Origin of the sequence: Streptomyces sp. NPDC060027 (assembly GCF_042737005.1) — a bacterium.
Lineage (GTDB): Bacteria > Actinomycetota > Actinomycetes > Streptomycetales > Streptomycetaceae > Streptomyces.
Map to the genome: position 1 here is coordinate 12,969 of NZ_JBHWVI010000003.1, position 23,742 is coordinate 36,710.

19 protein-coding genes are annotated in these 23,742 nt (G+C 71.3%); 12 read left to right on the forward strand and 7 right to left on the reverse strand.

Translation table 11 applies throughout. The annotated features are described in order from the left end of the window. Nucleotides 1-209: 209 nt before the first annotated feature. Nucleotides 210-2,960 (reverse strand): pyruvate, phosphate dikinase, encoded by a 2,751-nt coding sequence (ppdK, locus tag ACFWBT_RS01300; RefSeq protein WP_385694363.1) that lies wholly within the window; start codon nt 2,958-2,960, stop codon nt 210-212. Between the two features lie 570 nt (nt 2,961-3,530). Further along, nucleotides 3,531-4,763 carry an ROK family protein gene (locus tag ACFWBT_RS01305; protein ID WP_385694365.1) on the reverse strand — a complete coding sequence of 411 codons (1,233 nt, stop codon included), beginning with the start codon at nt 4,761-4,763 and terminating at the stop codon, nt 3,531-3,533. Nucleotides 4,764-4,996: 233 nt separating this feature from the next. Here ACFWBT_RS01305 and ACFWBT_RS01310 point away from each other — a divergent pair, with 233 nt between their 5' ends. Both ACFWBT_RS01310 and ACFWBT_RS01315 read left to right on the forward strand, forming a co-directional pair. Next, complete coding sequence (locus ACFWBT_RS01310) at nt 4,997-6,469, forward strand: hypothetical protein (RefSeq protein ID WP_385694558.1); 1,473 nt, start codon at nt 4,997-4,999, stop codon at nt 6,467-6,469. Further along, nucleotides 6,466-8,403 carry a glycogen debranching N-terminal domain-containing protein gene (locus tag ACFWBT_RS01315; protein WP_385694366.1) on the forward strand — a complete coding sequence of 646 codons (1,938 nt, stop codon included), beginning with the start codon at nt 6,466-6,468 and terminating at the stop codon, nt 8,401-8,403. Before ACFWBT_RS01310 ends, ACFWBT_RS01315 begins: the two co-directional genes overlap by 4 nt. A 55-nt stretch (nt 8,404-8,458) precedes the next feature. Here the strand turns inward: ACFWBT_RS01315 and dusB are convergent, their stop codons facing one another. Beyond that, nucleotides 8,459-9,613, reverse strand: a complete 1,155-nt coding sequence (gene dusB / locus ACFWBT_RS01320) for a tRNA dihydrouridine synthase DusB (RefSeq protein WP_385694368.1) — start codon at nt 9,611-9,613, stop codon at nt 8,459-8,461. Between the two features lie 96 nt (nt 9,614-9,709). Here dusB and ACFWBT_RS01325 point away from each other — a divergent pair, with 96 nt between their 5' ends. Next, nucleotides 9,710-11,173 carry an MFS transporter gene (locus tag ACFWBT_RS01325; RefSeq protein ID WP_385694370.1) on the forward strand — a complete coding sequence of 488 codons (1,464 nt, stop codon included), beginning with the start codon at nt 9,710-9,712 and terminating at the stop codon, nt 11,171-11,173. 168 nt (nt 11,174-11,341) lie between these two features. Here ACFWBT_RS01325 and ACFWBT_RS01330 read toward each other — a convergent pair whose 3' ends face one another. Continuing rightward, nucleotides 11,342-12,472, reverse strand: a complete 1,131-nt coding sequence (locus ACFWBT_RS01330) for a helix-turn-helix domain-containing protein (protein WP_385694561.1) — start codon at nt 12,470-12,472, stop codon at nt 11,342-11,344. A 110-nt stretch (nt 12,473-12,582) separates the two neighbouring features. On the opposite strand from ACFWBT_RS01330, the gene ACFWBT_RS01335 reads away from it, so the two are divergent. The 5 genes from ACFWBT_RS01335 to ACFWBT_RS01355 all read left to right on the forward strand — a co-directional run bounded on the left by ACFWBT_RS01335 (nt 12,583) and on the right by ACFWBT_RS01355 (nt 17,272). Further along, the gene (locus ACFWBT_RS01335; RefSeq protein ID WP_385694373.1) at nt 12,583-14,013 is read left to right on the forward strand and encodes an MFS transporter; all 1,431 of its coding nucleotides are present in this window, start codon (nt 12,583-12,585) and stop codon (nt 14,011-14,013) included. 342 nt (nt 14,014-14,355) lie between these two features. Continuing rightward, the gene (locus tag ACFWBT_RS01340) at nt 14,356-14,565 is read left to right on the forward strand and encodes a hypothetical protein (protein ID WP_385694376.1); all 210 of its coding nucleotides are present in this window, start codon (nt 14,356-14,358) and stop codon (nt 14,563-14,565) included. A 106-nt stretch (nt 14,566-14,671) separates the two neighbouring features. Then, the gene (locus tag ACFWBT_RS01345; protein WP_266758517.1) at nt 14,672-14,878 is read left to right on the forward strand and encodes a hypothetical protein; all 207 of its coding nucleotides are present in this window, start codon (nt 14,672-14,674) and stop codon (nt 14,876-14,878) included. 282 nt (nt 14,879-15,160) lie between these two features. Beyond that, nucleotides 15,161-15,904: a hypothetical protein gene (locus tag ACFWBT_RS01350; protein ID WP_385694379.1), complete on the forward strand. Its 744-nt coding sequence runs from the start codon at nt 15,161-15,163 to the stop codon at nt 15,902-15,904. A 315-nt stretch (nt 15,905-16,219) separates the two neighbouring features. After that, on the forward strand, nt 16,220-17,272 hold the full coding sequence (locus ACFWBT_RS01355) for a chitinase (protein WP_385694381.1): 1,053 nt from the start codon (nt 16,220-16,222) through the stop codon (nt 17,270-17,272). Between the two features lie 172 nt (nt 17,273-17,444). On the opposite strand, the gene ACFWBT_RS01360 is transcribed toward ACFWBT_RS01355, so the two are convergent. Next, nucleotides 17,445-18,827 (reverse strand): glycine--tRNA ligase, encoded by a 1,383-nt coding sequence (locus tag ACFWBT_RS01360; RefSeq protein WP_385694383.1) that lies wholly within the window; start codon nt 18,825-18,827, stop codon nt 17,445-17,447. Between the two features lie 197 nt (nt 18,828-19,024). On the opposite strand from ACFWBT_RS01360, the gene ACFWBT_RS01365 reads away from it, so the two are divergent. Genes ACFWBT_RS01365 through ACFWBT_RS01380 form a run of 4 tightly spaced genes read left to right on the forward strand, consistent with a single transcriptional unit; the run spans nt 19,025 to nt 22,149 of the window. Further along, nucleotides 19,025-19,987, forward strand: coding sequence for a metal ABC transporter substrate-binding protein (locus tag ACFWBT_RS01365; protein ID WP_385694386.1), 963 nt, complete (start codon nt 19,025-19,027; stop codon nt 19,985-19,987). A gap of 17 nt (nt 19,988-20,004) precedes the next feature. Next, complete coding sequence (locus tag ACFWBT_RS01370) at nt 20,005-20,772, forward strand: metal ABC transporter ATP-binding protein (RefSeq protein WP_385694389.1); 768 nt, start codon at nt 20,005-20,007, stop codon at nt 20,770-20,772. Next, complete coding sequence (locus ACFWBT_RS01375; protein WP_385694391.1) at nt 20,772-21,674, forward strand: metal ABC transporter permease; 903 nt, start codon at nt 20,772-20,774, stop codon at nt 21,672-21,674. The genes ACFWBT_RS01370 and ACFWBT_RS01375 overlap by 1 nt, the downstream gene beginning before the upstream one ends. A 58-nt stretch (nt 21,675-21,732) precedes the next feature. Continuing rightward, the gene (locus tag ACFWBT_RS01380; RefSeq protein ID WP_385694392.1) at nt 21,733-22,149 is read left to right on the forward strand and encodes a Fur family transcriptional regulator; all 417 of its coding nucleotides are present in this window, start codon (nt 21,733-21,735) and stop codon (nt 22,147-22,149) included. A gap of 90 nt (nt 22,150-22,239) precedes the next feature. Here ACFWBT_RS01380 and ACFWBT_RS01385 read toward each other — a convergent pair whose 3' ends face one another. Together ACFWBT_RS01385 and ACFWBT_RS01390 are read right to left on the reverse strand one after the other, a co-directional pair. After that, a complete protein-coding gene (locus tag ACFWBT_RS01385) occupies nt 22,240-22,818 on the reverse strand; it encodes a YcxB family protein (RefSeq protein ID WP_385694393.1) in 579 nt (192 codons plus the stop codon). A 74-nt stretch (nt 22,819-22,892) separates the two neighbouring features. Next, the gene (locus ACFWBT_RS01390; RefSeq protein WP_266758536.1) at nt 22,893-23,738 is read right to left on the reverse strand and encodes an isoprenyl transferase; all 846 of its coding nucleotides are present in this window, start codon (nt 23,736-23,738) and stop codon (nt 22,893-22,895) included. Nucleotides 23,739-23,742 lie beyond the last annotated feature (4 nt).

The window sequence follows — 23,742 nt, forward strand, 5'->3', positions numbered from 1 at the left end:
ACAACGAGGGCACGACGGCGTCACGCGGGGTTCGCCAGCAGCCGACGACGGCGAACACCGACCTACCTGGCCGGCGACGTGGCTTCACCGTCTCCGCCGACGAAGCCCGAAGGGGCGGCACCCCCGCACAGGGTGCCGCCCCTTCGTTCTGGATGCCGGGGCCGGTGCCGGGTCGATGAGGGTGAGGTGACCGGCGTGGGCTCCGGGGTCTACCGGTGGTCGCTGCCCTTCGAGCTGGAGGCCGCGCGGCCCGCTTCCAGGCGGGCGACCGGGATGCGGAACGGGGAGCAGGAGACGTAGTCGAGTCCCACCTCGTGGAAGAAGTGGACCGACTCGGGGTCGCCGCCGTGCTCGCCGCAGACGCCCAGCTTCAGGTCGGGGCGGGTCTCGCGGCCGGCCTGCACCGCGGACTTCACCAGGGAGCCGACGCCGTCCCTGTCGATCGTCTCGAACGGGCTGACGCCGAAGATGCCCTTCTCCAGGTACGCCGTGAAGAAGGAGGCCTCCACGTCGTCGCGGCTGAAGCCCCACACCGTCTGGGTGAGGTCGTTGGTGCCGAAGGAGAAGAACTCCGCCGCCTCGGCGATCTGGCCGGCCGTCAGCGCGGCCCGGGGCAGCTCGATCATCGTGCCGATCGCCAGCTTCAGCTGCACGCCGGTGGCCGCCTCGACCTCGGCGATGACCTGGTCGGCCTCGTCGCGGACGATCTCCAGCTCCTGGACCGTGCCGACGAGCGGGATCATGATCTCCGCGCGCGGGTCGCCCTTGGCGTTCTTGCGCTCGGCGACCGCCTCCGCGATGGCCCGCACCTGCATGGTGAACAGACCGGGGATGACCAGGCCGAGGCGTACGCCGCGCAGGCCCAGCATCGGGTTCTGCTCGTGCAGTCGGTGCACGGCCTGAAGGAGACGGAGGTCGTTCTCGTTGGAGTCCTTGCGGGACTCGGCGAGCGCGACACGCACCGACAGCTCGGTGATGTCCGGCAGGAACTCGTGCAGCGGCGGGTCCAGGAGACGGACCGTCACAGGAAGCCCGTCCATCGCCTCGAACAGCTCGACGAAGTCCTGCTTCTGGAGAGGCAGCAGCCCCTTCAGGGAGTCCTCGCGCTCCGCGTCGGTGTCCGCGAGGATCAGCCGCTCCACGAGCTCGCGGCGGTCACCGAGGAACATGTGCTCGGTGCGGCACAGGCCGATGCCCTGCGCGCCGAAGCGGCGGGCGCGCAGCGCGTCCTCGGCGTTGTCGGCGTTGGCGCGCACCCGCAGCCGGCGGACCCGGTCGGCATACGCCATGATCCGGTGCACCGCGGCGACCAACTCGTCGGCGTCGTCGGCGCCCGCGTGCATGCGGCCCTCGAAGTACTCGACGACCGGGGAGGGGACCACCGGGACCTCGCCGAGGTAGACCTTGCCGGTCGAGCCGTCGATGGAGATCACGTCGCCCTCCTCGACGACGCGCCCGCCGGGCACGGTCATCCGGCGCCGCTTGGTGTCGACCTCGAGCTCCTCGGCGCCGCAGACACAGGTCTTGCCCATGCCGCGCGCCACGACGGCCGCGTGGGAGGTCTTGCCGCCGCGCGAGGTCAGGATGCCCTCCGCCGCGATCATGCCGTCCAGGTCGTCGGGGTTCGTCTCGCGGCGGACCAGGATGACCTTCTCACCGGAACGCGACCACTTCACGGCCGTGTACGAGTCGAAGACCGCCTTGCCCACGGCCGCGCCCGGCGACGCCGCGATGCCCCGGCCGACCTGCTCGACCTTCGCCTCGTCGTCGAAGCGCGGGAACATCAGCTGCGCGAGCTGGGCGCCCGTCACCCGCTGGAGCGCCTCGGCCTCGTCGATCAGGCCCTGGTCCACCAGCTGCGTGGCGATGCGGAAGGCCGCGCCCGCCGTGCGCTTGCCGACGCGGGTCTGGAGCATCCACAGCTGGCCGCGCTCGATGGTGAACTCGATGTCGCAGAGATCCTTGTAGTGGTTCTCCAGGGTCTCCATGATCTGCATGAGCTGGTCGTACGACTTCTTGTCGATCGACTCCAGCTCCGCGAGCGGGACCGTGTTGCGGATACCGGCGACGACGTCCTCGCCCTGGGCGTTCTGGAGGTAGTCGCCGTACACACCCTGGTGGCCGGAGGCGGGGTCGCGGGTGAAGGCGACGCCGGTGCCGGAGTCGGGGCCGAGGTTGCCGAAGACCATCGAACAGACGTTGACGGCCGTGCCGAGGTCGCCCGGGATGCGCTCCTGGCGGCGGTACAGCTTGGCGCGGTCGGTGTTCCAGGAGTCGAAGACCGCGTGGATGGCGAGGTCCATCTGCTCGCGCGGGTCCTGCGGGAAGTCCCGGCCGGCCTCGGTCTTGACGATCTTCTTGAACTTGGTGACGAGCTTCTTCAGATCGGCCGCTTCGAGGTCCGTGTCGACGGTGACCTTCTTGAGCTCCTTCGCCGCGTCCAGCGCGTCCTCGAAGAGCTCGCCGTCCACACCGAGGACCGTCTTGCCGAACATCTGGATGAGGCGGCGGTAGGAGTCCCACGCGAAGCGGTCGTCGCCGGCCTGCTTGGCGAGGCCCTGGACCGACTTGTCGGAGAGCCCGATGTTCAGGACGGTGTCCATCATGCCGGGCATGGAGAACTTGGCCCCGGAGCGGACGGAGACGAGCAGCGGGTCGTCGGCCTGGCCGAGCTTCTTGCCCATCTTCGCCTCGAGGGCGTCGAGGTGCGCACTCACCTCGTCACGCAGTGCCGCCGGCTCCACGCCACTGTCGAGGTAGGTCTTGCACGCCTCGGTGGTGATGGTGAAGCCGGGCGGGACGGGAAGACCCAGGTTGGTCATTTCGGCGAGGTTGGCGCCCTTGCCCCCGAGGAGGTCCTTGAGGTCCCTGTTGCCCTCGGTGAAGTCATAAACGAACTTCACTTCGCCAACGCCGCTTTCGCCGCTCTCAGCTACGTGGGGATCTTTGTTTTCCGACACGAGTCTCGACTCCTCGACGTCGCGGTGGCTGCCCTGACGACGGGGAACATACCCAGATCGAAGGCGTCTGGGTACGTCCACTTGCGCGTCATGCGCCTGTAACCAGTCGTCCGCCACCGGATCAAAAGTCAAGGCTTGGCAAGCCATCCGGGGGCGGTGTTTTCACTTCTTGAACGAATCAACGCACCCAGACCGCTCTGGGCGCTCAGGTGAGCGAGCTTCGGCACGTCTGAGTTTAATCGATGAACGATCAGAGCGTGGCACTGAGTGCCACCCCTTAGGGAAGTGCAGTCGCTCAAGATCCGCTCATCTGAGCGTGCCCCCTATCAAGGGTGGCGAGAATCACGCCACGTGGAGGAGTCAGATTTCATCATCCGGACCACGATCCGGACACGACACACGGATGTCACACACGGATGTCACATACGGATACCCCGCACGGATGACCCCGGGACGGACGGCCGCGGACGGCGGGCGCCGAAGGACGACCTGAGGGCCGGACAGCACCAGGACCGGCGACCCGCGGACCGGACGGCCCCGGGCCAGCCGGCCCCGGACCGCGGGCGTCCGTCACACGCCGAGGGCCGCCAGGCGTTCCTCGGCCCGCTCCGGCGCGTACAGGTACTCCACGACCATCGCCCCCGCGCCGACGAGCCCGGCCCGCTCACCGAGCCGGGAGGTCACCACGTCCAGATGAGCGGTGGAGCGGGGCAGCGCCCGCTGGTACAGCAGCTCCCGGACGCCCGTGAGGAACGGGGTTCCGGCCAGATCCCCGGCGATCATCAGCACACCCGGGTTGAGCAGCGTCACCACGGTGGCCAGGACGTCCCCGACCTGCCGGCCCGCCTCCCGCGCGAGGGCCATCGCCTCGGGGTGCCCGGCCGCCAGCAGATCCCGTACGTCCGAACCGGACGCGGCCGGGACCCCGGACTCCGCGAGCCGGCGCGCCACCGCGCCGCCACTGGCGACGGCGGCCAGACAGCCGTACGAGCCGCACCGGCACAGCGCGTCGGCGCCCACCCGGATGTGCCCGATGTCGCCGGCCCCGCCGTCGATGCCCCGGTAGACCGTGCCGCCGACGATCATGCCCGCGCCGATACCGGTGGAGACCTTGACCAGCGCGAACGCCGAGCAGTCCGGATAGCCGACGCGCTGCTCCCCGTACGCCATGAGGTTGGCGTCGTTGTCGACGAGCACGGGCACGTCGGCGGTGTCGGCGCCGGTGCCCGCGTGTTCGGCGAAGGCGCGGCCCAGCCGGCCCCTTATGTCGTAGCCGTCCCAGCCGGGCATGATCGGCGGCTGCACCACGCGGCCGGTGTCGCTGTCGACCGGGCCCGGCACCGCGAGCCCGATGCCGCAGACGGCGTCGGCGCGCTGTCCCGACTTCTCCAGCAGCTCGGCGAACCAGCGTCCGAGCTCGCCGAGGACCGCCTCGGGACCGTCGTCGACCACCAGCGGACCCCCGTGCTCGGCGAGGATCTCTCCGGTCAGGGTGAGGACGGCGGCCCGGCCGTGCCGGGTGTCGAGGTCTGCGGCGAGGACGACGGCGTGCTCGTCGTCGAACTCCAGGGTGATGGAGGGACGGCCGCCGAGCGGTGAGTCGACGGGGCCGCCGGCCCCCTCGCGGAGCCAGCCCGCGCGGAACAGCCGGTCGAGCCGCTGGCCGACCGTGGCCCGCGACAGACCGGTGGCCCGCTGGAGCGCCCCTCGTGTGGTCGCCCGGCCGCTGCGCACCAGTTCGAGCAGTTCTCCGGAGCTTGCCTGGTTGCCGGTCTTCACGGTCCTCCCCGCCCTTTCTGTCATGCGCACCCTCTTGCGTTCCCCAACTCTGCATTACATATTGAGTTTTGCGTGTTAAATAGACGTAACCCTACGGTAGCTACTGCCGAACTGGTCGGTCGGACGTCTTCGGGGAGACCTGAGTGGACAGCACAACCCAGCTCACCGCCCTGCGCACGGGGCTCACCACCCCCGTGCGTACCTCCGGCACTCCTGTGCACGCCTCCGGACCACCCTCTCCGCCCGGTCCGGGCGAGATCGCGCGGACCGGACCTCTTGTATACGATCCTGCCGACCTTGCGGGGTCGCTGCACCTCAGGGCATCCCGCGTGCTGAACGGCAACTGGACGGGAACGTCCACGGTGCCCTCGCGCGGTCTGTATCCGCACCAGTGGTCCTGGGACTCGGCGTTCATCGCGATCGGCCTGCGCCATCTGTCCCCGCTGCGGGCGCAGACGGAGCTGGAGACGCTGCTCGGCGCGCAGTGGGCCGACGGGCGTGTCCCGCACATCGTGTTCAACCCCTCCGTCCCGCTCGACGCCTACTTCCCGAGCCCCGACTTCTGGCGCTCCTCGACCGCGGGGCGCGCTGCGGGCGCCCCGCGCACCGTACAGACGTCGGGCATCGTGCAGCCACCGGTGCACGCGCTCGCCGTGTGGCTGGTGCACCGGGCGGACCCGGGGCTGTCCCGGGCCCGCTCCTTCCTCTCCCGGATGTATCCCCGACTGGCGGCCTGGCACCGCTATCTCCTGCACCGCCGGGACCTCGGCGGCGGGGGCCTCGCCTGTGTGGTCCACCCCTGGGAGCAGGGCATGGACAACAGTCCCTGCTGGGACGCCCCGCTCAGCCGTGTCACCCCGGCACCGGCCCGCTCCTTCCGGCGCGCGGACCTCGACCACGGCGCCCCCGAGGACCGGCCGACGGACCTCGACTACGGGCGGTACGTACGGCTGGCCACGGACTACCGGGATCGGGGGTACGCCGACGGCGGCGGCGAGTTCGCCGTCGAGGACCCGGCGTTCAACGCTCTGCTGATCGCGTCGGAACACGCGCTGGCCCGTATCGCGCAGGAGCTGGGCGCGGCGGGGACCGCCCGCCACGCGCGCGCCGAGCGGCTGACTGCGGCACTGGTGGAGCGGCTGTGGGATCCGGCGGAGGGCATGTTCTTCTGCCGCGACGAGCGGAGCGACGGGAACGGCGGGCGCGGTGCCCTGATCCCCGAGCGCAGTGTCGCCGGGCTGCTCCCGCTCATCCTGCCCGCGCTGCCGCGCGACATCGCGGCCACGCTCGTACGGACCGCGGGCGGGCCGCACTTCGGACTGGGCGGGGCGACGCGGCTCGCGCCCAGTTACGACCTGACCGGCGAGGCGTTCGATCCGCACCGGTACTGGCGGGGGCCGGCCTGGTTCAACACCAACTGGCTGCTGGAGCGCGGGCTGCGGCTGCACGGGGAGCACGGACGGGCGGACGGACTGCGGGCCGCCCTGCTGGACACCGCCGGGGAGTCCGGGTTCGCGGAGTACGTGGACCCGTACACCGGCGAGGCCTGCGGAGCGCTCGGTTTCAGCTGGACGGCGGCGCTGACGCTCGACCTGCTGCACGAGCCCTCCGGGGCGGCACCGATCGTGTCCCCGGCGGGGCACGACACGTTAATCGACACGGCACACAGCACTGCGGGACAGCGCGCATTCGCGTTCGAGACGGGCGCCAAGGGAGGGGACCGGGGATGACGGACCGGCATCATCTGCTCGTGCACGGTGGGACGTTCGCCGCCGTGGGCGACGGCGGGGACATCAGCGGAGTACGGGGCGGCAGCTCTCCGGACGGGTTATTCGTCCGGGACGCCCGGCATCTCAGCCGCTGGCAGCTGACGGTGGACGGCGCGGTGCCCGAGGCACTCACGCCGGTCGCGGACGGGGACACGGCACGCTGTGTGCTGGTGCCGCGGGGCGGCCGCAACGAACCGCCCGCGTACACGCTCTTCCGCGAACAGGCCGTCGCCGAGGGCGCGTTCGTGGAGGCGCTGCGCGTCACCAGCAACCGTCCGACGACCACCACGGTCCGCATCGCGGTCACCGCGGACGCCGACTTCACGGACCAGTTCGAGCTGCGCTCCGACTACCGCACGTACGCGAAGACGGGCGTCGTGCGCCAGCGCCAGGTCCTCGACGACGGTGTGGAGTTCAGCTATCGGCGCGGGGAGTGGCAGTCCCGTACGACGGTCACCTCCGAGCCCGCTCCGGACGGGGTGGAGGAGACGGGCACGGGCGCGCGTCGCCTCGTATGGACCCTCGACCTCGAACCGCACGGCTCGGCGGAGCTGGCGCTGCGGGTCGCGGCGCGTCCGCACGGCGCCGCGCACGCGCCGCGGGTGCCCGCCTCCCCCGCCGCGGCCAATGAGCGACTCCTCGCCCTGGAGGGCGAGTTCGCGGAGGGCGTGCCCTTCCCGACCGGCTGGCCGGAGCTGGCCGCGGCCTGTGCGCGAGGCCTGTCGGACCTGGCGGTGCTCCAGGTGCCGGCGACGGGCCCGGACGGCGAGGAGCTGCGGGTTCCCGCGGCCGGAGTCCCCTGGTTCCTCACCCTGCTGGGCCGAGACGCGCTGCTCACCTCGCTCTTCGCGCTGCCCTACCGGCCCCAGCTCGCCGCCGCCACGCTGCCCGCGCTGGCCGCCACCCAGGCGGTCGAGGTGGGAGCGGACACGGTCGCCCAGCCCGGCAAGATCGTGCACGAGGTGCGGCACGGCGAGCTGGCGCACTTCGGGCAGGTGCCGTACGGGCGTTACTACGGTTCGGTGGACGCGACGCCGCTGTTCCTGGTGCTGCTCGGCGCGTACACCGAGCGGACCGGTGATGTGGCGCTGGCCCGCCGGCTGGAGCCCAACGCCCGTGCGGCGATCGGCTGGATGCTGGACCACGGCGGACTGACCTCGCGCGGCTATCTCGTCTACCGGGCGGACGGCGGCGGCCTCGCCAACCAGAACTGGAAGGACTCCCCCGGCGCCATCTGTTCGGCCGACGGCAGCCGCCCGACCGGCCCGGTGATGGCGGCGGGCGCCCAGGGATACGCGTACGACGCGCTGCGCCGCACCGCGCTGCTGGCCCGCACGGTCTGGGGCGACGAGGTCTACGCGGCGCTCCTGGAACAGGCCGCCGCCGACCTTCGCGACCGGTTCCAGCGGGACTTCTGGATGAGTGAACACTCCTTCCCCGCGCTGGCGTTGGACGGCGACGGCCGCCATGTCGACGCGCTCGCCTCGGACGCGGGTCATCTGCTGTGGTCCGGCCTGCTGGACAAGGAGTACGGCGAGCTGGTGGGCCGCCGGCTCCTCGAACCGGACTTCTTCTCCGGCTGGGGCGTGCGCACGCTGGCCTCCGGCCAGCCCGCCTACCATCCGCTGTCGTATCACCGGGGTTCGGTCTGGCCCCACGACAACGCCCTCATCACGCTGGGGCTGGCGCGGTACGGCCTGCACGACGAGGCCCGTACGGTGGCGCACGCGCTCGTGGACGCCGCCACGGCCGCCGGTCACCGCCTCCCCGAGGTTCTCGCGGGCTACGGGCGCGACACCCATGCCGAGCCGGTGCCCTACCCGCACGCCTGTATAAGGGAGTCGAGGTCGGCGGCGGCCCCCCTGGCCCTGCTCACGGCGGTGGGTGGCGCCTGACGGGTCCGGGTCCGGTGCGCGCGCGGGGCGGCGCGCGCACCTCGCGTCCGGCGGCTCAGCCGCCGGACGTGTCCAGTTCCGCGTCCTCGGACACGCCCGCGCAGTCGTAGGGGTCCTTCAGCCAGCCGTCCGGCAGGACGACCCTGTTGTTGCCTGAGGTACGGCCGCGGGGTCCGTCGGCGCCCGACGGCCACGGCTGGTCGAGGTCCAGCTCGGCCAGTCCGTCGGAGAGTTCGGCGAGCGAGGAGGTGATGGCGAGGCGCTTGCGCATCTCCGAGCCGACCGCGAAGCCCTTGAGGTACCAGGCGACGTGCTTGCGGAAGTCGATGACTCCGCGCGCCTCGTCGCCGATCCACTCGCCGAGGAGCGTGGCGTGGCGGACCATGACCGCGGCGACCTCGCGCAGCGCCGGCCGCGCGTAGGCATCGGCGCGGCCCTCGAAGGCCGCTACCAGGTCACCGAACAGCCACGGCCGGCCGAGGCACCCGCGCCCGACCACGACCCCGTCGCACCCGGTCTCGCGCATCATCCGCAGCGCGTCGTCCGCCGACCAGATGTCGCCGTTGCCGAGGACGGGGATCTCCGGCACGTGTTCCTTCAGGCGGGCGATGGCGTCCCAGTCCGCGGTGCCGCCGTAGTGCTGGGCCGCGGTACGGCCGTGCAGCGCGATCGCCGTCACGCCCTCCTCGACCGCGATCCGCCCGGCGTCGAGGAAGGTGATGTGGTCGTCGTCGATGCCCTTGCGCATCTTCATGGTGACGGGCAGGTCCCCGGCGCCGCCGACGGCCTCGCGCAGGATCGCGCGCAGCAGGTGGCGCTTGTACGGGAGGGCGGAGCCGCCGCCCTTGCGGGTGACCTTGGGGACCGGGCAGCCGAAGTTGAGGTCGATGTGGTCGGCGAGGTCCTCTTCCGCGATCATGCGGACGGCCTTGCCGACGGTGGCGGGGTCGACCCCGTAGAGCTGGATCGAGCGCGGCTTCTCGGTCGCGTCGAAGTGGATCAGCTGCATGGTCTTCTCGTTGCGTTCGACCAGCGCCCGCGTGGTGATCATCTCGCTGACGAACAGGCCCTTGCCGCCCGTGAACTCGCGGCACAGCGTGCGGAACGGCGCGTTCGTGATCCCGGCCATGGGGGCCAGGACGATGGGCGGCTGCACCTGGTGGGGACCGATCGACAGCAGGGGGTTCACGGTGGACGTGGGCGTGGACATTCCCCCATTGTGGCGCACGGCGCCGGGTGCTCGCGCGAAAGATCGTGTAGCGGTCATTAGTTAGACACACTATCGACAGCGGCGTACATTGAGGGAATGTCTGAGCTCAGCCACCGTCACCGGATGCTGGTGCTCGCGATCTGCTGCATGAGCCTGCTGATCGTGAGCCTCGACGTCACGGTCCTGAACGTCGCCCTGCCCTCGATGCAGCGGGAACTGCACACGAGCGTCGCGGGCATGCAGTGGGCCATCGACGCGTACACCCTGGTGCTGGCCTCCCTGCTGATGCTCGCGGGCTCCACCGCCGACCGTATCGGCCGGCGCAAGGTCTTCATGGCGGGCCTGGTCCTCTTCACCATCGGCTCGGTGCTCTGCTCCCTCGCCCCGAACCTCGACGCGCTCATCGTCTTCCGGATGGTGCAGGCGGTCGGCGGCTCGATGCTGAACCCGGTGGCGATGTCGATCATCACCAACACCTTCACGGACCCGCGCGAACGCGCCCGCGCGATCGGCGTGTGGGGCGCCGTGGTCGGCATCTCCATGGCCGCCGGACCTCTGGTGGGCGGCCTGCTCGTCGAGACGGTCGGCTGGCGGTCGATCTTCTGGATCAACCTCCCCATCGGCCTCGCCGCGCTCCTGCTGACCCTGCGCTTCGTCCCCGAGTCCCGCGCCCCCAAGGCCCGCCGCCCCGACCCGGTCGGCCAGCTCCTCGTCATCGTGCTGCTCGGCTCGCTGACGTACGCCATCATCGAGGCGCCCACCTCCGGCGCCCTGTGGACCACCGGCTTCGGCGTGATCGCCCTCGCCGCGCTGCTCGGCCTCCTGTGGTACGAACCCCGGCGCGACGAACCCCTCATCGACCTGCGCTTCTTCCGCTCGGCGCCGTTCAGCGGTGCCACCGTCATCGCGGTGAGCGCGTTCGCCGCGCTCAGCGGCTTCCTGTTCCTGTCGACGCTGTACCTGCAGAACGTGCGCGGCCTCGACGCCCTGCACGCGGGCCTGTGGATGCTGCCCATGGCCGCCCTGTGCTTCGTCTGCGCGCCCGTCTCGGGACGCCTGGTCGGCAGCCGCGGCCCCCGCCCGTCGCTGCTGATCGCCGGTGTCGCGATGACCGTGAGCGGGGTGCTGTTCGCCGCGTTCGAAGGGGAGACGTCGAACGTCACGCTCGTCATCGGTTACGTCTTCTTCGGCCTCGGCTTCGGATTCGTGAACGCCCCCATCACCAACACGGCCGTCTCCGGCATGCCCCGCTCCCAGGCGGGCGTCGCCGCCGCCGTCGCCTCGACCAGCCGCCAGATCGGCGGCACCCTCGGCGTCGCCGTCATCGGAGCGGCCCTCGCCTCCGGCATCCACGCCTCCGCCTACCGGGACACCTTCGTCGCGGCGGCCCGCCCCGGCTGGTGGGTCATCACCGGCTGCGGTCTCGCCGTCCTCGTCCTCGGCGCGCTCACCAGCGGGCGCTGGGCCCGCGCGACGGCCGAGCGCACGGCCCGCCTGCTGGAGTCCCCGGAGATCCGGGAGACGGCGGACGTACGGGCACAGGACCGCTCCGCCGTCTGACCGGGCTGGCGCGTCACCGCGTCCGCCGTCTGACCGGGCTGGCGCCTCACCGCGTCCGCCGTCCGTGCGTACCGGCGCCTCACCACGTCCGCCGTCCGTCCGTACCGACGCCCCACCGCGCCGACGATACGGACGGCACCCTCGGCGTCGGCGTCGGCGGCACCCGGATCAGGCCGCCCCCGGCGCCTCCGCGCGGGATGCCGTTCCGGCCTCGGCTGCGGCTGCGGCCTCCGCCTCCGCCTCCGCCTCCGCCTCCAGCGCGATCGCGTGCAGCTTCTCCAGCCGTTCGCGGCTCTCCTCGTCGGAGGGCGCGTACGTCACCATGCGGGCGCCCAGGTCGGGCGCGAGCCACAGGTCGGTGTGATCGACGGTGACGAGACCGACGTACGGGTTCACGAACTTCTTGGTCTTGCCGCGGGCGCCGACCACCTCGTACCGGTCCCAGATCTCGCGGAACTCGGCGGACTCGGACCTCAGGCGCTTCAGCAGCATCTTCCAGGCGGGTTCCCCGAGGTGCCCGGCCATCGAGACGCGCAGCCGCGCGGCCATCAGTCGCATGGTCTCGTCCAGGAGGACGATCGACCGGCGCCACTCCGCGTTGGTGTAGGCGAGGATCATGCAGTTGCGGTCGGCGGGCGGGATCGTGTCGAGGTCGCCCATCATCAGACGCGCGTACGTGCGGTTGTACGCCAGGATGTCGTACCGGCTGTTCTGGATGCAGGCCGGAACCGGCTCCAGCTGGGTCAGGATCTGGCGCAGCGCCGGGGTGATGACCGCGCACTGGGCGGCGGGCGAGGGGTCGACGGCTCCGGCCAGCTGGAAGAGGTGCGCCCGCTCGCTGGAGTCGAGCCGCAGGGTGCGCGCCAGGGCGTCGAGGACCTGCTCGGAGACCTGGATGTCGCGCGCCTGCTCGAGCCAGGTGTACCAGGTGACCCCGACCGCGGAGAGCTGGGCGACCTCCTCGCGGCGCAGGCCCGGTGTGCGCCGACGGCGGCCACGGGGCAGCTGGACCTGCTCGGGCGTGATGCGCTCGCGCCGGCTGCGCAGGAAGGTGGCCAGCTCGTGCCGCCGGATCTCGCTGCCGCGGGACCCCGCGGGGCCCGACGTCCGCGAGGGGCCGGGCGCACTGCCGGGGGCCGCGTCCGCGGGCGGCCGTCCGGAAGCCGCCGGAGCCGGAACCGACCGTCCCGGACCCGGGGCCCCCGCGTCCGGGACGGATCGCGTCCCGCCCGTGGTGGGTCGTGCCGGGTCCGGGGTGGGTCGTGCCGGGTCCGGGCCGGTGGTCGTGTCCCGCACCATGGTCGTCATGCCTCCAGCCTGCCGCTCACCGCAGCCTGTTGCCAGGTAGTGCTTGTACCAGGATAAGAAGACTCTGGTACCCGTCTGAGTACGGGAGAAGTCTGGAGGACGTGACAGAAACCGGAACTCTCACCACCGCAGTCCGCGCCCCCACCGCGCCACCCGCACTGGGCGGCCTCGGTCTGTTCACCGTGCTGCTGGGCGCGGCACTGCCCCTGATCGACTTCTTCATCGTCAACGTAGCCCTCCCGACCATCGGGCATGACCTGAACGCGAGTGAGGCCGTCCTCGAACTGGTCGTCGCCGGCTACGGGGTCGCGTACGCCGTCCTGCTGGTCCTCGGCGGACGGCTCGGCGACCTGTTCGGCCGGCGCCGGCTCTTCCTCGGCGGCATGGCGGCCTTCGGCCTGACCTCACTCGCCTGCGGCCTCGCGCCCACCGCGTGGACGCTGGTGGCGGCACGTGTCGCCCAGGGCGCGGCGTCCGCGGCGATGCTGCCGCAGGTCCTCGCCACCATCCAGTCGGCGACCTCCGGGCCCCGCCGCGCCAAGGCGATGGGCCTGTACGGCGCCACGGCCGGCCTGTCCATGGTGGCCGGGCAGATCCTCGGCGGCGTCCTGGTCGCGGCCGACATCGCGGGCACCGGCTGGCGCTCGGTGTTCCTCGTGAACGTGCCCGTCGTCGTCCTCGGTCTGGTCCTGGCCACCCGTGCCGTCCCCGAGACCCGCTCGCAGCACCCGGAGCCGATCGACACCCCCGGCACCGTCCTGCTCGCGGTCGCCCTGCTGGCCCTGCTCGCCCCGCTCACCGAGGGCCGGGCGGCGGGCTGGCCGCTGTGGACCTGGGTGTCCCTCGCCCTGTTCCCGCTCGCGGCCGCCGCCTTCTGCCTCGTCGAACGCCGCGCGGACCGGCGCGGCCGGACCCCCCTGGTACCGCCGAGCCTGCTCAAGCTGACCTCGCTGCGCCGGGGCCTGATCATGATCGTGCCGTTCTCGATCGGCTTCAGCGGCTTCATGTTCGTGATCGCGGTGGCTCTGCAGCGCGGCGCGGGGCTCGGTCCCGTCTCCGCGGGGATGGCCCTCGCTCCCATGGCGGTCGTCTTCTTCATCACGTCCCTGTGCGGCCCGCGGCTGATCGCCCGCTACGGCACCCGGGTCGTCACCGCCGGCGGGCTGATCCAGGCGGTGGGCGTGGCGCTCATCGCGCTGGCCGCCTGGCGGTCCTGGCCGGACCTCGGGGTGGCGGAACTGCTGCCCGGCGCGGCGGTCGCCGGCGCGGGTCAGGCGCTCCAGCTCCCCGTCCTCATCCGGATCGTCCTCTCCGAGGTGCCGGCCGCCCGGGCCGGCGTCGGCAGCGGCGTGATGGCCACCACCCAGCAGGCGGCCCTCGCCGTCGGGGTGGCCACCCTCGGCACCCTGTTCCTGTCCCTCGTCCCGGCCCACGGCATGCGCGACGCCCTGGTGACGACACTCCTGGTCCAGCTGGTGGGCGTGGCCCTGACCACGGCACTGAGCCTGCGGCTGCCGCGCACGATCAGCTGAGGCGCCCGTCCCGACCGGCCGGCCGACCGCGCGAACCGGCGGCCGGCCGGCCACCAGGTCACCCGGCCACCCGGCCACCCGGCCACCCGGCCACCCGGCCACCCGGCACATCATCCAGATCTCCCTGCCCGGCACGGACGTCGGCGGCACCTTCGTCCGCCCGGTCCGGACGCCGGCTTCAGCATGCACCGGGCCGTGGCCGAAACGCTGCGCGCAGGCGGCCCGTTGGCCCCCAGCCGGGACCCCCGCGCGCCCGTCCTTCACGCCGCTGCCCGCTCTCACCCGCGCCCGCGCGGCCGGCATCGAGGCTTCGCCCGGCGCACCCCGCTCCGGGCCGCGGCCATGCTGCCGCACCTCCTGGACGAATACGCGCCGACTCCGGGGACCGAGCCCCAACGCGCCGAACTGGAAGCCCTCGTGACGCGCTGGTGCGCCGCCTGCTCGGCGAGTTTCACGGCGACCTGGGTTCCCGTGAACCGGCGGACAGAACACCAGGTCAACGTCACCACCACCGCCGACGAGCCCGCCGAAGGACACCTCGCCGCCTCCTGAGAGCGACCGCGCCCTCACCGAACTCACCGCCGAAGAACCCCCGTTGATCTTCACCATGCTGCACACTCCTTGCTGCGCAGACGAAGCGGGAGAACCAGGAGGCGTCATGCTGCAGATCAACACGAGCAAAGTAAGCCGCTGGGACCAGCACGGCCGCGAACACACCGTCCGCGTGCAACGAGCGGGTGTGCAGCGCACCATCAGATGCGACACCTGCGGCTGGCGCAAAAGCGCCCAGTTCCTCCCCTGGTTGAAGGCGGAGGAGCACCTGGCCGAGGAACACCAGGCGACGGTCGACCCCAAAGAGGCCTGAGGGCGGTCACCCGGATCACACCGCGGACGCGGTGCGCGCCGGGGCCTGGGTCGGCGGGTCGGGTCCGGGGTTCGAGGTCCGGGGGGCCCGGTTGGGGTCCGAGGTCCGGGTCGGGGTCCGGGTCCGAGGTCCGGGTCGAGGTCCGAGGTCCGGGTCGAGGTCCGGGTCAGGGTTCGAGGTCCGGAAATTCAGTCGCCGGGTCCGGCTCCACGGGCGGAGACTGAGGGCACCACAGCGGCGGACAAAAGGGCGGGCCCGGCACTGACGTACCACCGAGACACCTTGCCCTTCCCCGAGAACCTCGTACCCCCCGTCTCCTACGAGACCGTGCGGAACTGGAGGCATCTCGACCCGGCCCGCCACCCCTTCACCTGGGACGAGGACGAGGAGGCGCGCCTGCGCGCACTGGTCCGCCCATGGGTTCCGCCCGTGCTCTCCGGCCCGGCAGGTTGGTGGCAGGGCGAGTCCTGGTGCGAGCAACAGGTGGACGCGATCATCCGTGAGCGCTACGGCAGTTGGGCCTTGGGCTGGAGGTGGGACTACCAGTACGGCGGAGTCCCCGGCGGCTGGGGCCACGCGTCCACCTCGGTCACGACTCCCGACGAGACCGCGGCCCGCGCGGCGGCCGCGCTGGTCCAGTGGCGCGGGGTGCTGGAGTGGCTGGCCCTGCGCTTCGCGGAACTGGCGCCGCCGCCCGACGCCTCCCCCGAGGACCGCAGCTGGCACCTGGAGCGGGCCTGCGTCCGGCTCGTGACGCTCGCGCTGGACTCGGGCGTGGCGGGTGCGCTGCCGGGGCAGGCCGGACGGCTCCTGCTCTGGTTCCTCATCAGCACCGGCATGAGCCCGGACGACGCCGACCAGGTGGTGGAGGCCGCGATCGGGGGCCGGTTCGAGAGCTGGGTCACTCCCGCGCAGACCCTGATCGATTCGGTCGCCGAGGATTTCGCCGTCGCCCTCACCGGCCATGCCCCCTACCAGGAGCACCGCGAGCGGGCCGCCCTGGAAGAGCTCCACGACCGCCACTGAAAGCCTCACGGCCCGGCTGCGCGTGCGCCGCGAGGCCGGGTGACACCGAGCGCCCGCCCGGGGGCCGGGGCCGCCCGCGCACGGCGGGTCCCGGCCTGGTGCGCCGGGCTCCGGACCTGCCCACCGGCGCGTACCCCGTCCGCCCCGCGCGGGCCGACCCCGTCCGCCCCGCGCTCACGGCCGGCCGCCGGTGAACCGCGGGCCATCGCCCGGAGTCACCGGCGTCACTTTGGTCCAGACCTATTGACGAAAGGTCTGGACCGCGCGACTGTCATGCCTACGACACCTCACCGCACCCCCACCGGGAGGCCTCGCATGATCCGTCGGAAGCTGCGCCTGCTCGCCGTCGCCCTGGCGGCGGCCGTCCTCACCCCGCTGTCGATCGCGGGCGCCCCCAGCGCCTCCGCGGCGGACACCTGCGCCGTCAAGTCCCGCCCCGCCGGAAAGGTTCTCCAGGGGTACTGGGAGAACTGGGACGGCTCCGCCAACGGTGTGCACCCGCCCTTCGGGTGGACGCCGATCACCGACTCCCGTATCGCCGCACACGGCTACAACGTGATCAACGCGGCGTTCCCCGTCATCCGCTCGGACGGCACCGCGCTGTGGCAGGACGGGATGGACACCGGCGTGAAGGTCGCGACGCCCGCCGAGATGTGCGCGGCCAAGGCGTCGGGGCAGACGATCCTGCTGTCCATCGGTGGCGCGGCCGCCGGGATCGACCTGAGTTCGTCCGCGGTCGCCGACCGTTTCGTCGCGACGATCGTTCCCATCCTGAAGAAGTACAACTTCGACGGGATCGACATCGACATCGAGACGGGGCTCGTCGGCAGCGGGAACATCGGTCAGCTCTCCGCCTCCCAGGCCAACCTGATCCGCATCATCGACGGGGTGCTGGCGCAGATGCCGGCCGGCTTCGGGCTGACCATGGCGCCGGAGACGGCGTACGTCACCGGTGGCAGCGTCGCGTACGGCTCGATCTGGGGCGCCTATCTGCCGATCGTCAAGAAGTACGCGGACAACGGGCGTCTGTGGTGGCTGAACATGCAGTACTACAACGGGAGCATGTACGGCTGCTCCGGTGACTCGTACTCCGCGGGCACGGTGCAGGGCTTCACCGCTCAGACCGACTGCCTGAACAAGGGGCTCGTGGTGCAGGGGACCACCATCAGGGTTCCCTACGACAAGCAGGTGCCGGGGCTGCCCGCGCAGTCCGGTGCCGGCGGTGGCTACATGTCACCGAGTCTCGTCTCCCAGGCCTGGCGCCACTACGGCACCGGTCTCAAGGGTCTGATGACCTGGTCCGTCAACTGGGACGGCTCGAAGAGCTGGACGTTCGGCGACAACGTGAAGGCCCTGCAGGGCCGTTGAGGCCGGCCCGGCCGACGGTGCCGGGAGGAGGCGCCGCCACCGGTGCCACCCACGCCGCACCGGTGCCGCCCGGCAGCCGGTGCCATCGATGCCCGGACACCCCATGGTCCGGGACGACGCGAAGCCCCCGGTTCCCTGCTCGGGAACCGGGGGCTTCGTGAGCGGCGGGTGATCAGCAGCCGATGAGGCGGCCGGCCAGGTAGCCCTCGATCTGGTCGAGCGAGACGCGCTCCTGCTTCATCGAGTCGCGCTCGCGCACCGTGACGGCGTTGTCGTCGAGGGTGTCGAAGTCGACGGTGACGCAGAACGGGGTGCCGATCTCGTCCTGGCGACGGTAGCGGCGGCCGATGGCGCCGGCGTCGTCGAACTCGATGTTCCAGTTCTGGCGCAGCGCGGTGGCCAGACCCTTGGCCTTGGGCGAGAGCTCCGGGTTGCGCGACAGGGGCAGCACGGCGACCTTGACGGGCGCGAGGCGCGGGTCGAGGCGCAGCACGGTGCGCTTCTCCATCTTGCCCTTGGCGTTCGGGGCCTCGTCCTCGACGTAGGCGTCGAGGAGGAAGGCGAGCATGGCGCGGCCGACACCGGCGGCGGGCTCGATGACGTACGGGGTCCAGCGCTCTCCGGCTTCCTGGTCGAAGTAGGAGAGGTCCTGGCCGGAGGCCTTGGAGTGCGCGCCGAGGTCGAAGTCGGTGCGGTTGGCGACGCCCTCCAGCTCACCCCACTCGTTGCCGCCGAACTGGAAGCGGTACTCGATGTCGGCGGTGCGCTTGGAGTAGTGGGAGAGCTTCTCCTTGGCGTGCTCGTACCAGCGCATGTTGTCTTCGCTGAGGCCGAGGCCGGTGTACCAGTTCCAGCGCTCCTGCATCCAGTACTCCTGCCACTTCTCGTCCTCGCCCGGCTTGACGAAGAACTCCATCTCCATCTGCTCGAACTCGCGGGTGCGGAAGATGAAGTTGCCGGGCGTGATCTCGTTGCGGAAGGACTTGCCCATCTGCGCGATGCCGAAGGGCGGCTTGCGGCGCGAGGTGGTCTGCACCTGGGCGAAGTTGGTGAAGATGCCCTGGGCGGTCTCGGGGCGCAGGTAGGCGACGGAGCCGCTGTCCTGGGTGGGGCCGAGGTGGGTGCTGAGCAGGCCGGAGAACTGCTTGGGCTCGGTGAACATGCCCTTGTTGCCGCAGTTCGGGCAGTTGACGTCCGAGAGGCCGTTCTCGGGGAGGCGGTGGTGCTTCGCCTCGTAGGCCTCCTCCAGGTGGTCTGCGCGGTAGCGCTTGTGACAGGAGGTGCACTCGGTGAGGGGGTCGGTGAAGGTGGCGACGTGGCCGGAGGCGACCCAGGTCTCGGTGGCCAGGATCACCGACGAGTCGATACCGACGACGTCCTCACGGGAGGTGACCATGTAACGCCACCACTGGCGCTTGATGTTCTCCTTGAGCTCGACGCCGAGCGGGCCGTAGTCCCAGGCGGCACGCTGTCCGCCGTAGATCTCACTACTGGGGAAAACGAAGCCACGGCGCTTGCTCAGGCTGACGATGGTCTCGATCTTGTCGGCGGCCACGGTGCTCTCTTCATTACGAACGGACGGCAGCGAATGCTTCAGGTTACCGGCGTCGCCCACCCCTGTATCAAATCGGTTCGCGGAGTGGGCCGCTTGCTGCCGCTTACATCCACTTGATGCCTCTTGTCGGGGGGTGCGAGACCACTCCGACGAGGGCTTGTTGACAATCGTTTCCAGATTTGTTGAAAATGAGTGTCATGAACGTACGACGACGCCTCATATCGGGGTCCGCGGTCGTGGCGGCCACCGCCCTCGGTCTCGGCGCTCTCACCGCCTGCTCGGGCTCCGCCTCGGCCGACGGCAGGAGCAACGGAAAATTCGACGTTGTGGCGTCGTTCTACCCCCTTCAGTACCTCGCCGAGCAGATCGGCGGGACGCATGTGAACGTCACGAACCTGACCCAGCCCGGCAAGGAGCCGCACGACCTGGAGATCAGCGCCCGGCAGACGGCGCAGCTCCAGGAGGCGGACGCCGTCCTCTACCTCAAGAACCTCCAGCCGGCCGTCGACGACGCGGTGGCCCAGGCCGAGGTGAAGACCAAGATCGACGCCGCTTCGCTGACGACGCTGGAGAAGCACGGCAACGAGGTCGGCGGGCACGCGGCCGCGCACGACGACAGCGAGGGCGAGGAGAGCGGCGCCACCGACCCGCACATCTGGCTCGACCCGGTGCGGTTCGCGGAGGTCGCCGAGGGGGTCTCCGACGAGCTGAAGAAGGCCGACCCGAAGCACGCCGCGGACTACGAGAAGAACATGTCGGCGCTGCGGAGGAAGTTCGTCGCGCTGAACACCGACTTCCACAACGGCCTCGCGGACACGAAGACCAGGACCTTCATCACCACGCACGCCGCGTTCGGCTACCTCGCCGAGCGTTACGGGCTCACCGAGGAGGCCATCAACGGCCTGGACCCGGAGTCGGAGCCCAGCGCGAACCGGGTGAAGGGCCTGGAGACGACGGCGAAGGCCGACGGCGTCACGACGGTGTTCTACGAGACGCTCGTCAGCGACAGGACGGCCAGGACGATCGCCGACGACACGGGTCTTCGGACGGATGTCCTCGACCCGCTCGAAGGCATCACCGACAAGTCCAGGGGCAGCGACTACATGCAGGTCATGGAGTCGAACCTGAAGGCGCTGCAGAAGGCTCTCGGCGCCAAGTGACCAGTGTGGAGGACGTCGTGAGCGAGTCCGTCGTATCCCTGCGCGGTGTGCGGGCGGAGCTGGGTTCGCGCCCGGTCCTGCGCGGCATCGATCTCACCGTGCGCCGCGGCGAGGTCGTCGCGCTGCTCGGCGCCAACGGCTCCGGCAAGTCGACCGCGGTGCGCGGTGTCATCGGCCAGGTCGCCGTCAGCGCCGGCGAGATCGAGATCTTCGGCGTCCCGCGGCGCCGCTTCCGCGACTGGCACCGGGTCGGGTACGTCCCGCAGCGCACCACGGCGGCGGGCGGTGTGCCGGCGACGGTGACCGAGATCGTCGCATCCGGGCGGCTGTCCCGCGCGCGCTTCGGTGTGCTCCGCAAGGCCGACCACGCGGCCGTACGGCGGGCCCTGGAGCTCGTCGGGATGGCGGACCGCGCGAAGGACTCCGTGAACGCCCTGTCGGGCGGGCAGCACCAGCGGGTCCTCATCGCCCGCGCGCTGGCCTGCGAGCCCGAGCTGCTGATCATGGACGAGCCGATGGCCGGCGTGGACCTCGCCAGCCAGGAGGTGCTGGCCGCGACCCTGCGCGACCAGGTCGCCCAGGGCACCTCCGTCCTGCTCGTGCTGCACGAGCTGGGCCCCCTGGAGCCGCTGATCGACCGCGCGGTCGTCCTGCGGGACGGCTGCGTGCTGCACGACGGCCCGCCGCCGCGGGCGGTCGGCCAGCACGCGCTGCCCGGCCACGACCACGTACACCCGCACGCGGCTCATGACGCCGAACCCCTCCGGACGGGACTGCTGAGCTGATGGACATCCTCGACTACGCCTTCATGCAGCGGGCCCTGCTCGCCGCCGTCCTGGTGGGCATCACCGCGCCCGCCGTCGGCATCTATCTGGTCCAGCGCCGCCAGGCCCTGATGGGCGACGGGATCGGCCATGTGGCCATGACGGGTGTCGGCCTCGGTTTCCTGCTGTCCACGTCACCGGTGTGGATGGCGATGGCCGTGTCCGTGCTGGGCGCCGTGCTCATGGAGCTGATCCGCTGGTACGGCAGGACGCGCGGGGACATCGCGCTGGCCATGCTCTTCTACGGGGGCATGGCGGGCGGCGTGATGTTCATCAACCTCGCGCCGGGTGGCTCGAACGCCAACCTGACCTCGTATCTCTTCGGCTCCCTGTCGACGGTGAGCGAGTCCGACGTGACGGCGATCTGCCTGCTGGCCGCCTTCGTCGTGGCCGTCACGGTGGGACTGCGCCGCCAGTTGTTCGCGGTCAGCCAGGACGAGGAGTTCGCGCGGGTGACCGGTCTTCCGGTGCGGGCCCTGAACCTGCTGACGGCGGTCACGGCGGCGGTCACGGTGACCGTCGCCATGCGGGTGGTCGGGCTGCTGCTCGTGAGCGCGCTGATGGTGGTGCCGGTGGCGGCGGCCCAGCAGCTCACCCGGAGCTTCGCGGCGACCTTCGCCGTCGCGGTGGCGATCGGGGTGACCGTGACGATCGGCGGCACCGTGACGTCGTACTACCAGGACGTGCCGCCCGGCGCGACGATCGTGCTGCTGACGATCGGCGTGTTCATCGCGCTGACCGCGCTCGCGGCGCCGCTGGCCCGGCGCCGGGCCCGGGCACTGGCCGCGGCGCAGGCCTCCGGAGACCCCGCGGAGTGCACGATTCCGGCCGCGCGCGGCACGGAGAGCACCGTCGGCGTCTGACCGGGCACAGCCCGGACTGGCACAATGGCCGGGCAAGGGCAGACGCGAGGAGGCAACGGTGACAACCGCTGGATCGCCCGTCCGGGGCCGTTCCACCCGGCAGCGTGCCGCCGTGGCGGCCGCGCTCGACGAGGTGGACGAGTTCCGCAGCGCGCAGGAGCTTCACGACATGCTCAAGCACAAGGGCGACTCGGTCGGGCTCACCACGGTCTACCGCACGCTGCAGTCCCTGGCCGACGCCGGCGAGGTCGACGTCCTGCGTACGTCGGAGGGTGAGTCCGTCTACCGGCGCTGCTCCTCCGGCGAACACCACCACCACCTCGTCTGCCGTGTCTGCGGCAAGGCGGTGGAGGTGGAGGGCCCGGCCGTCGAGAAGTGGGCCGAGGCCATCGCTACGGAGCACGGCTATGTGAACGTGGCCCACACGGTGGAGATCTTCGGCACGTGCGCGGAGTGCGCGGCGGCGAAGGGCTGAGCCGAGGGCCGCCCGAGCTCGCGGCGGACTTCCTCGCGAGAGATCGCGGAGTGCGCGGCGGCCACCGGCCGACCCGCCGCACCAGGGCGGTCAGACGCGGGTCGTGTTGCGGTCGAGGATCGTCCGCAGCCGGTCCACGTCGTCGGGAGTGCGCACGGCGCGCTTGGGCAGCACGGTGAAGCACGAGGCGTTCTTGTCCGCGCTGAACAGGACGAAGAGGTCCGGCCTCTCGCGGTAGCGGGGCTGGGCGGCCCAGTCGACCGTGGCCGTCGTGTTCTCGGTGGCCACGGACACCCCGGCGGCGTCCGTCACGGTCACCCGGAAGGTGCCCCGCTGCTGCGAGACGCGGTGCACCTGGCGGGCCTGGAGCCAGGGCATGAACACGACCAGGAGCACGCAGAGGGCGATCCAGACCAGCGCGAAGTCCGGCGCCTCTCCGCTGACCAGCGAGGCCACGATCGCCATGGTGACGAAGAAGCCCCCGAGACCGAACATCCGGCGCTGGATCCGGCCCGCCCGGCTGACCCCTCTTCGCGCTCTCAGCGCCGACGTGTAGTCCGCGACGGTCGGCAGGTACTCCAGCTCGACGCCGTCGGCCCCTTGCCCGTGCTCCCGCGATTCCTGCTGCGGCAACTCCTGCGACCGCGCAGCACCCTGGCCCTCGACCACGGCCCCTCCCCGGTTCGGTGGTGATGAGCCATGATCGTAGGGCCAGGTCCGGACAACGCCCCGGGCGGCGGGTGTTACGAGCCGTCGCCCCGCATGCCCTGCTCCATGGCGAGCAGGTCCTCGTTCGGGACGGCGCCGCCGAAACGCCGGTCGCGCTGCGCGTATTCGACGCAGGCACGCCACAGGTCACGCCGGTCGAAGTCGGGCCACAGCACGTCCTGGAAGACCATCTCGGCGTAACTCGACTGCCAGATGAGGTAGTTGGAGGTGCGCTGCTCGCCGCTGGGGCGCAGGAACAGATCGACGTCCGGCATGTCCGGGTAGTACAGGTACTTCTGGATGGTCTTCTCGGAGACCTTGTCGGGGTCGAGCCGGCCGGCGGCGACATCGGCGGCCATCGCCTTGGCGGCGTCCGCGAGCTCGGCACGACCGCCGTAGTTGACGCAGAAGTACAGCGTCATGGCGTCGTTCTGCGTCGTCTGCTCCTGGGCGATCTGGAGCTCCTGGACGACGGACTTCCACAGCTTTGGCATGCGGCCGACCCAGCGGATCCGGATGCCGAGCTCGTCCATCTCGTCGCGGCGGCGCCGGATGACGTCCCGGTTGAAGTTCATGAGGAAGCGCACCTCGTCGGGCGAGCGCTTCCAGTTCTCGGTGGAGAAGGCGTAGAGGGAGAGGTTCTTCACACCCATCTCGATGCAGCCCTTGAGGACGTCCATGACGACGCCCTCGCCGACCCGGTGCCCCTCGGTGCGCGGCAGCCCGCGCTCCTTGGCCCATCGGCCGTTCCCGTCCATGACGACCGCCACATGGTTCGGGATGAGCTCGCCGGGGAGTTTGGGCGCGCGGGCACCGGAGGGGTGCGGTTCCGGCGTCTTGTACTCGCGGCGCTGGCGTCCCAGGATCCCGCGTACGACCATGTGC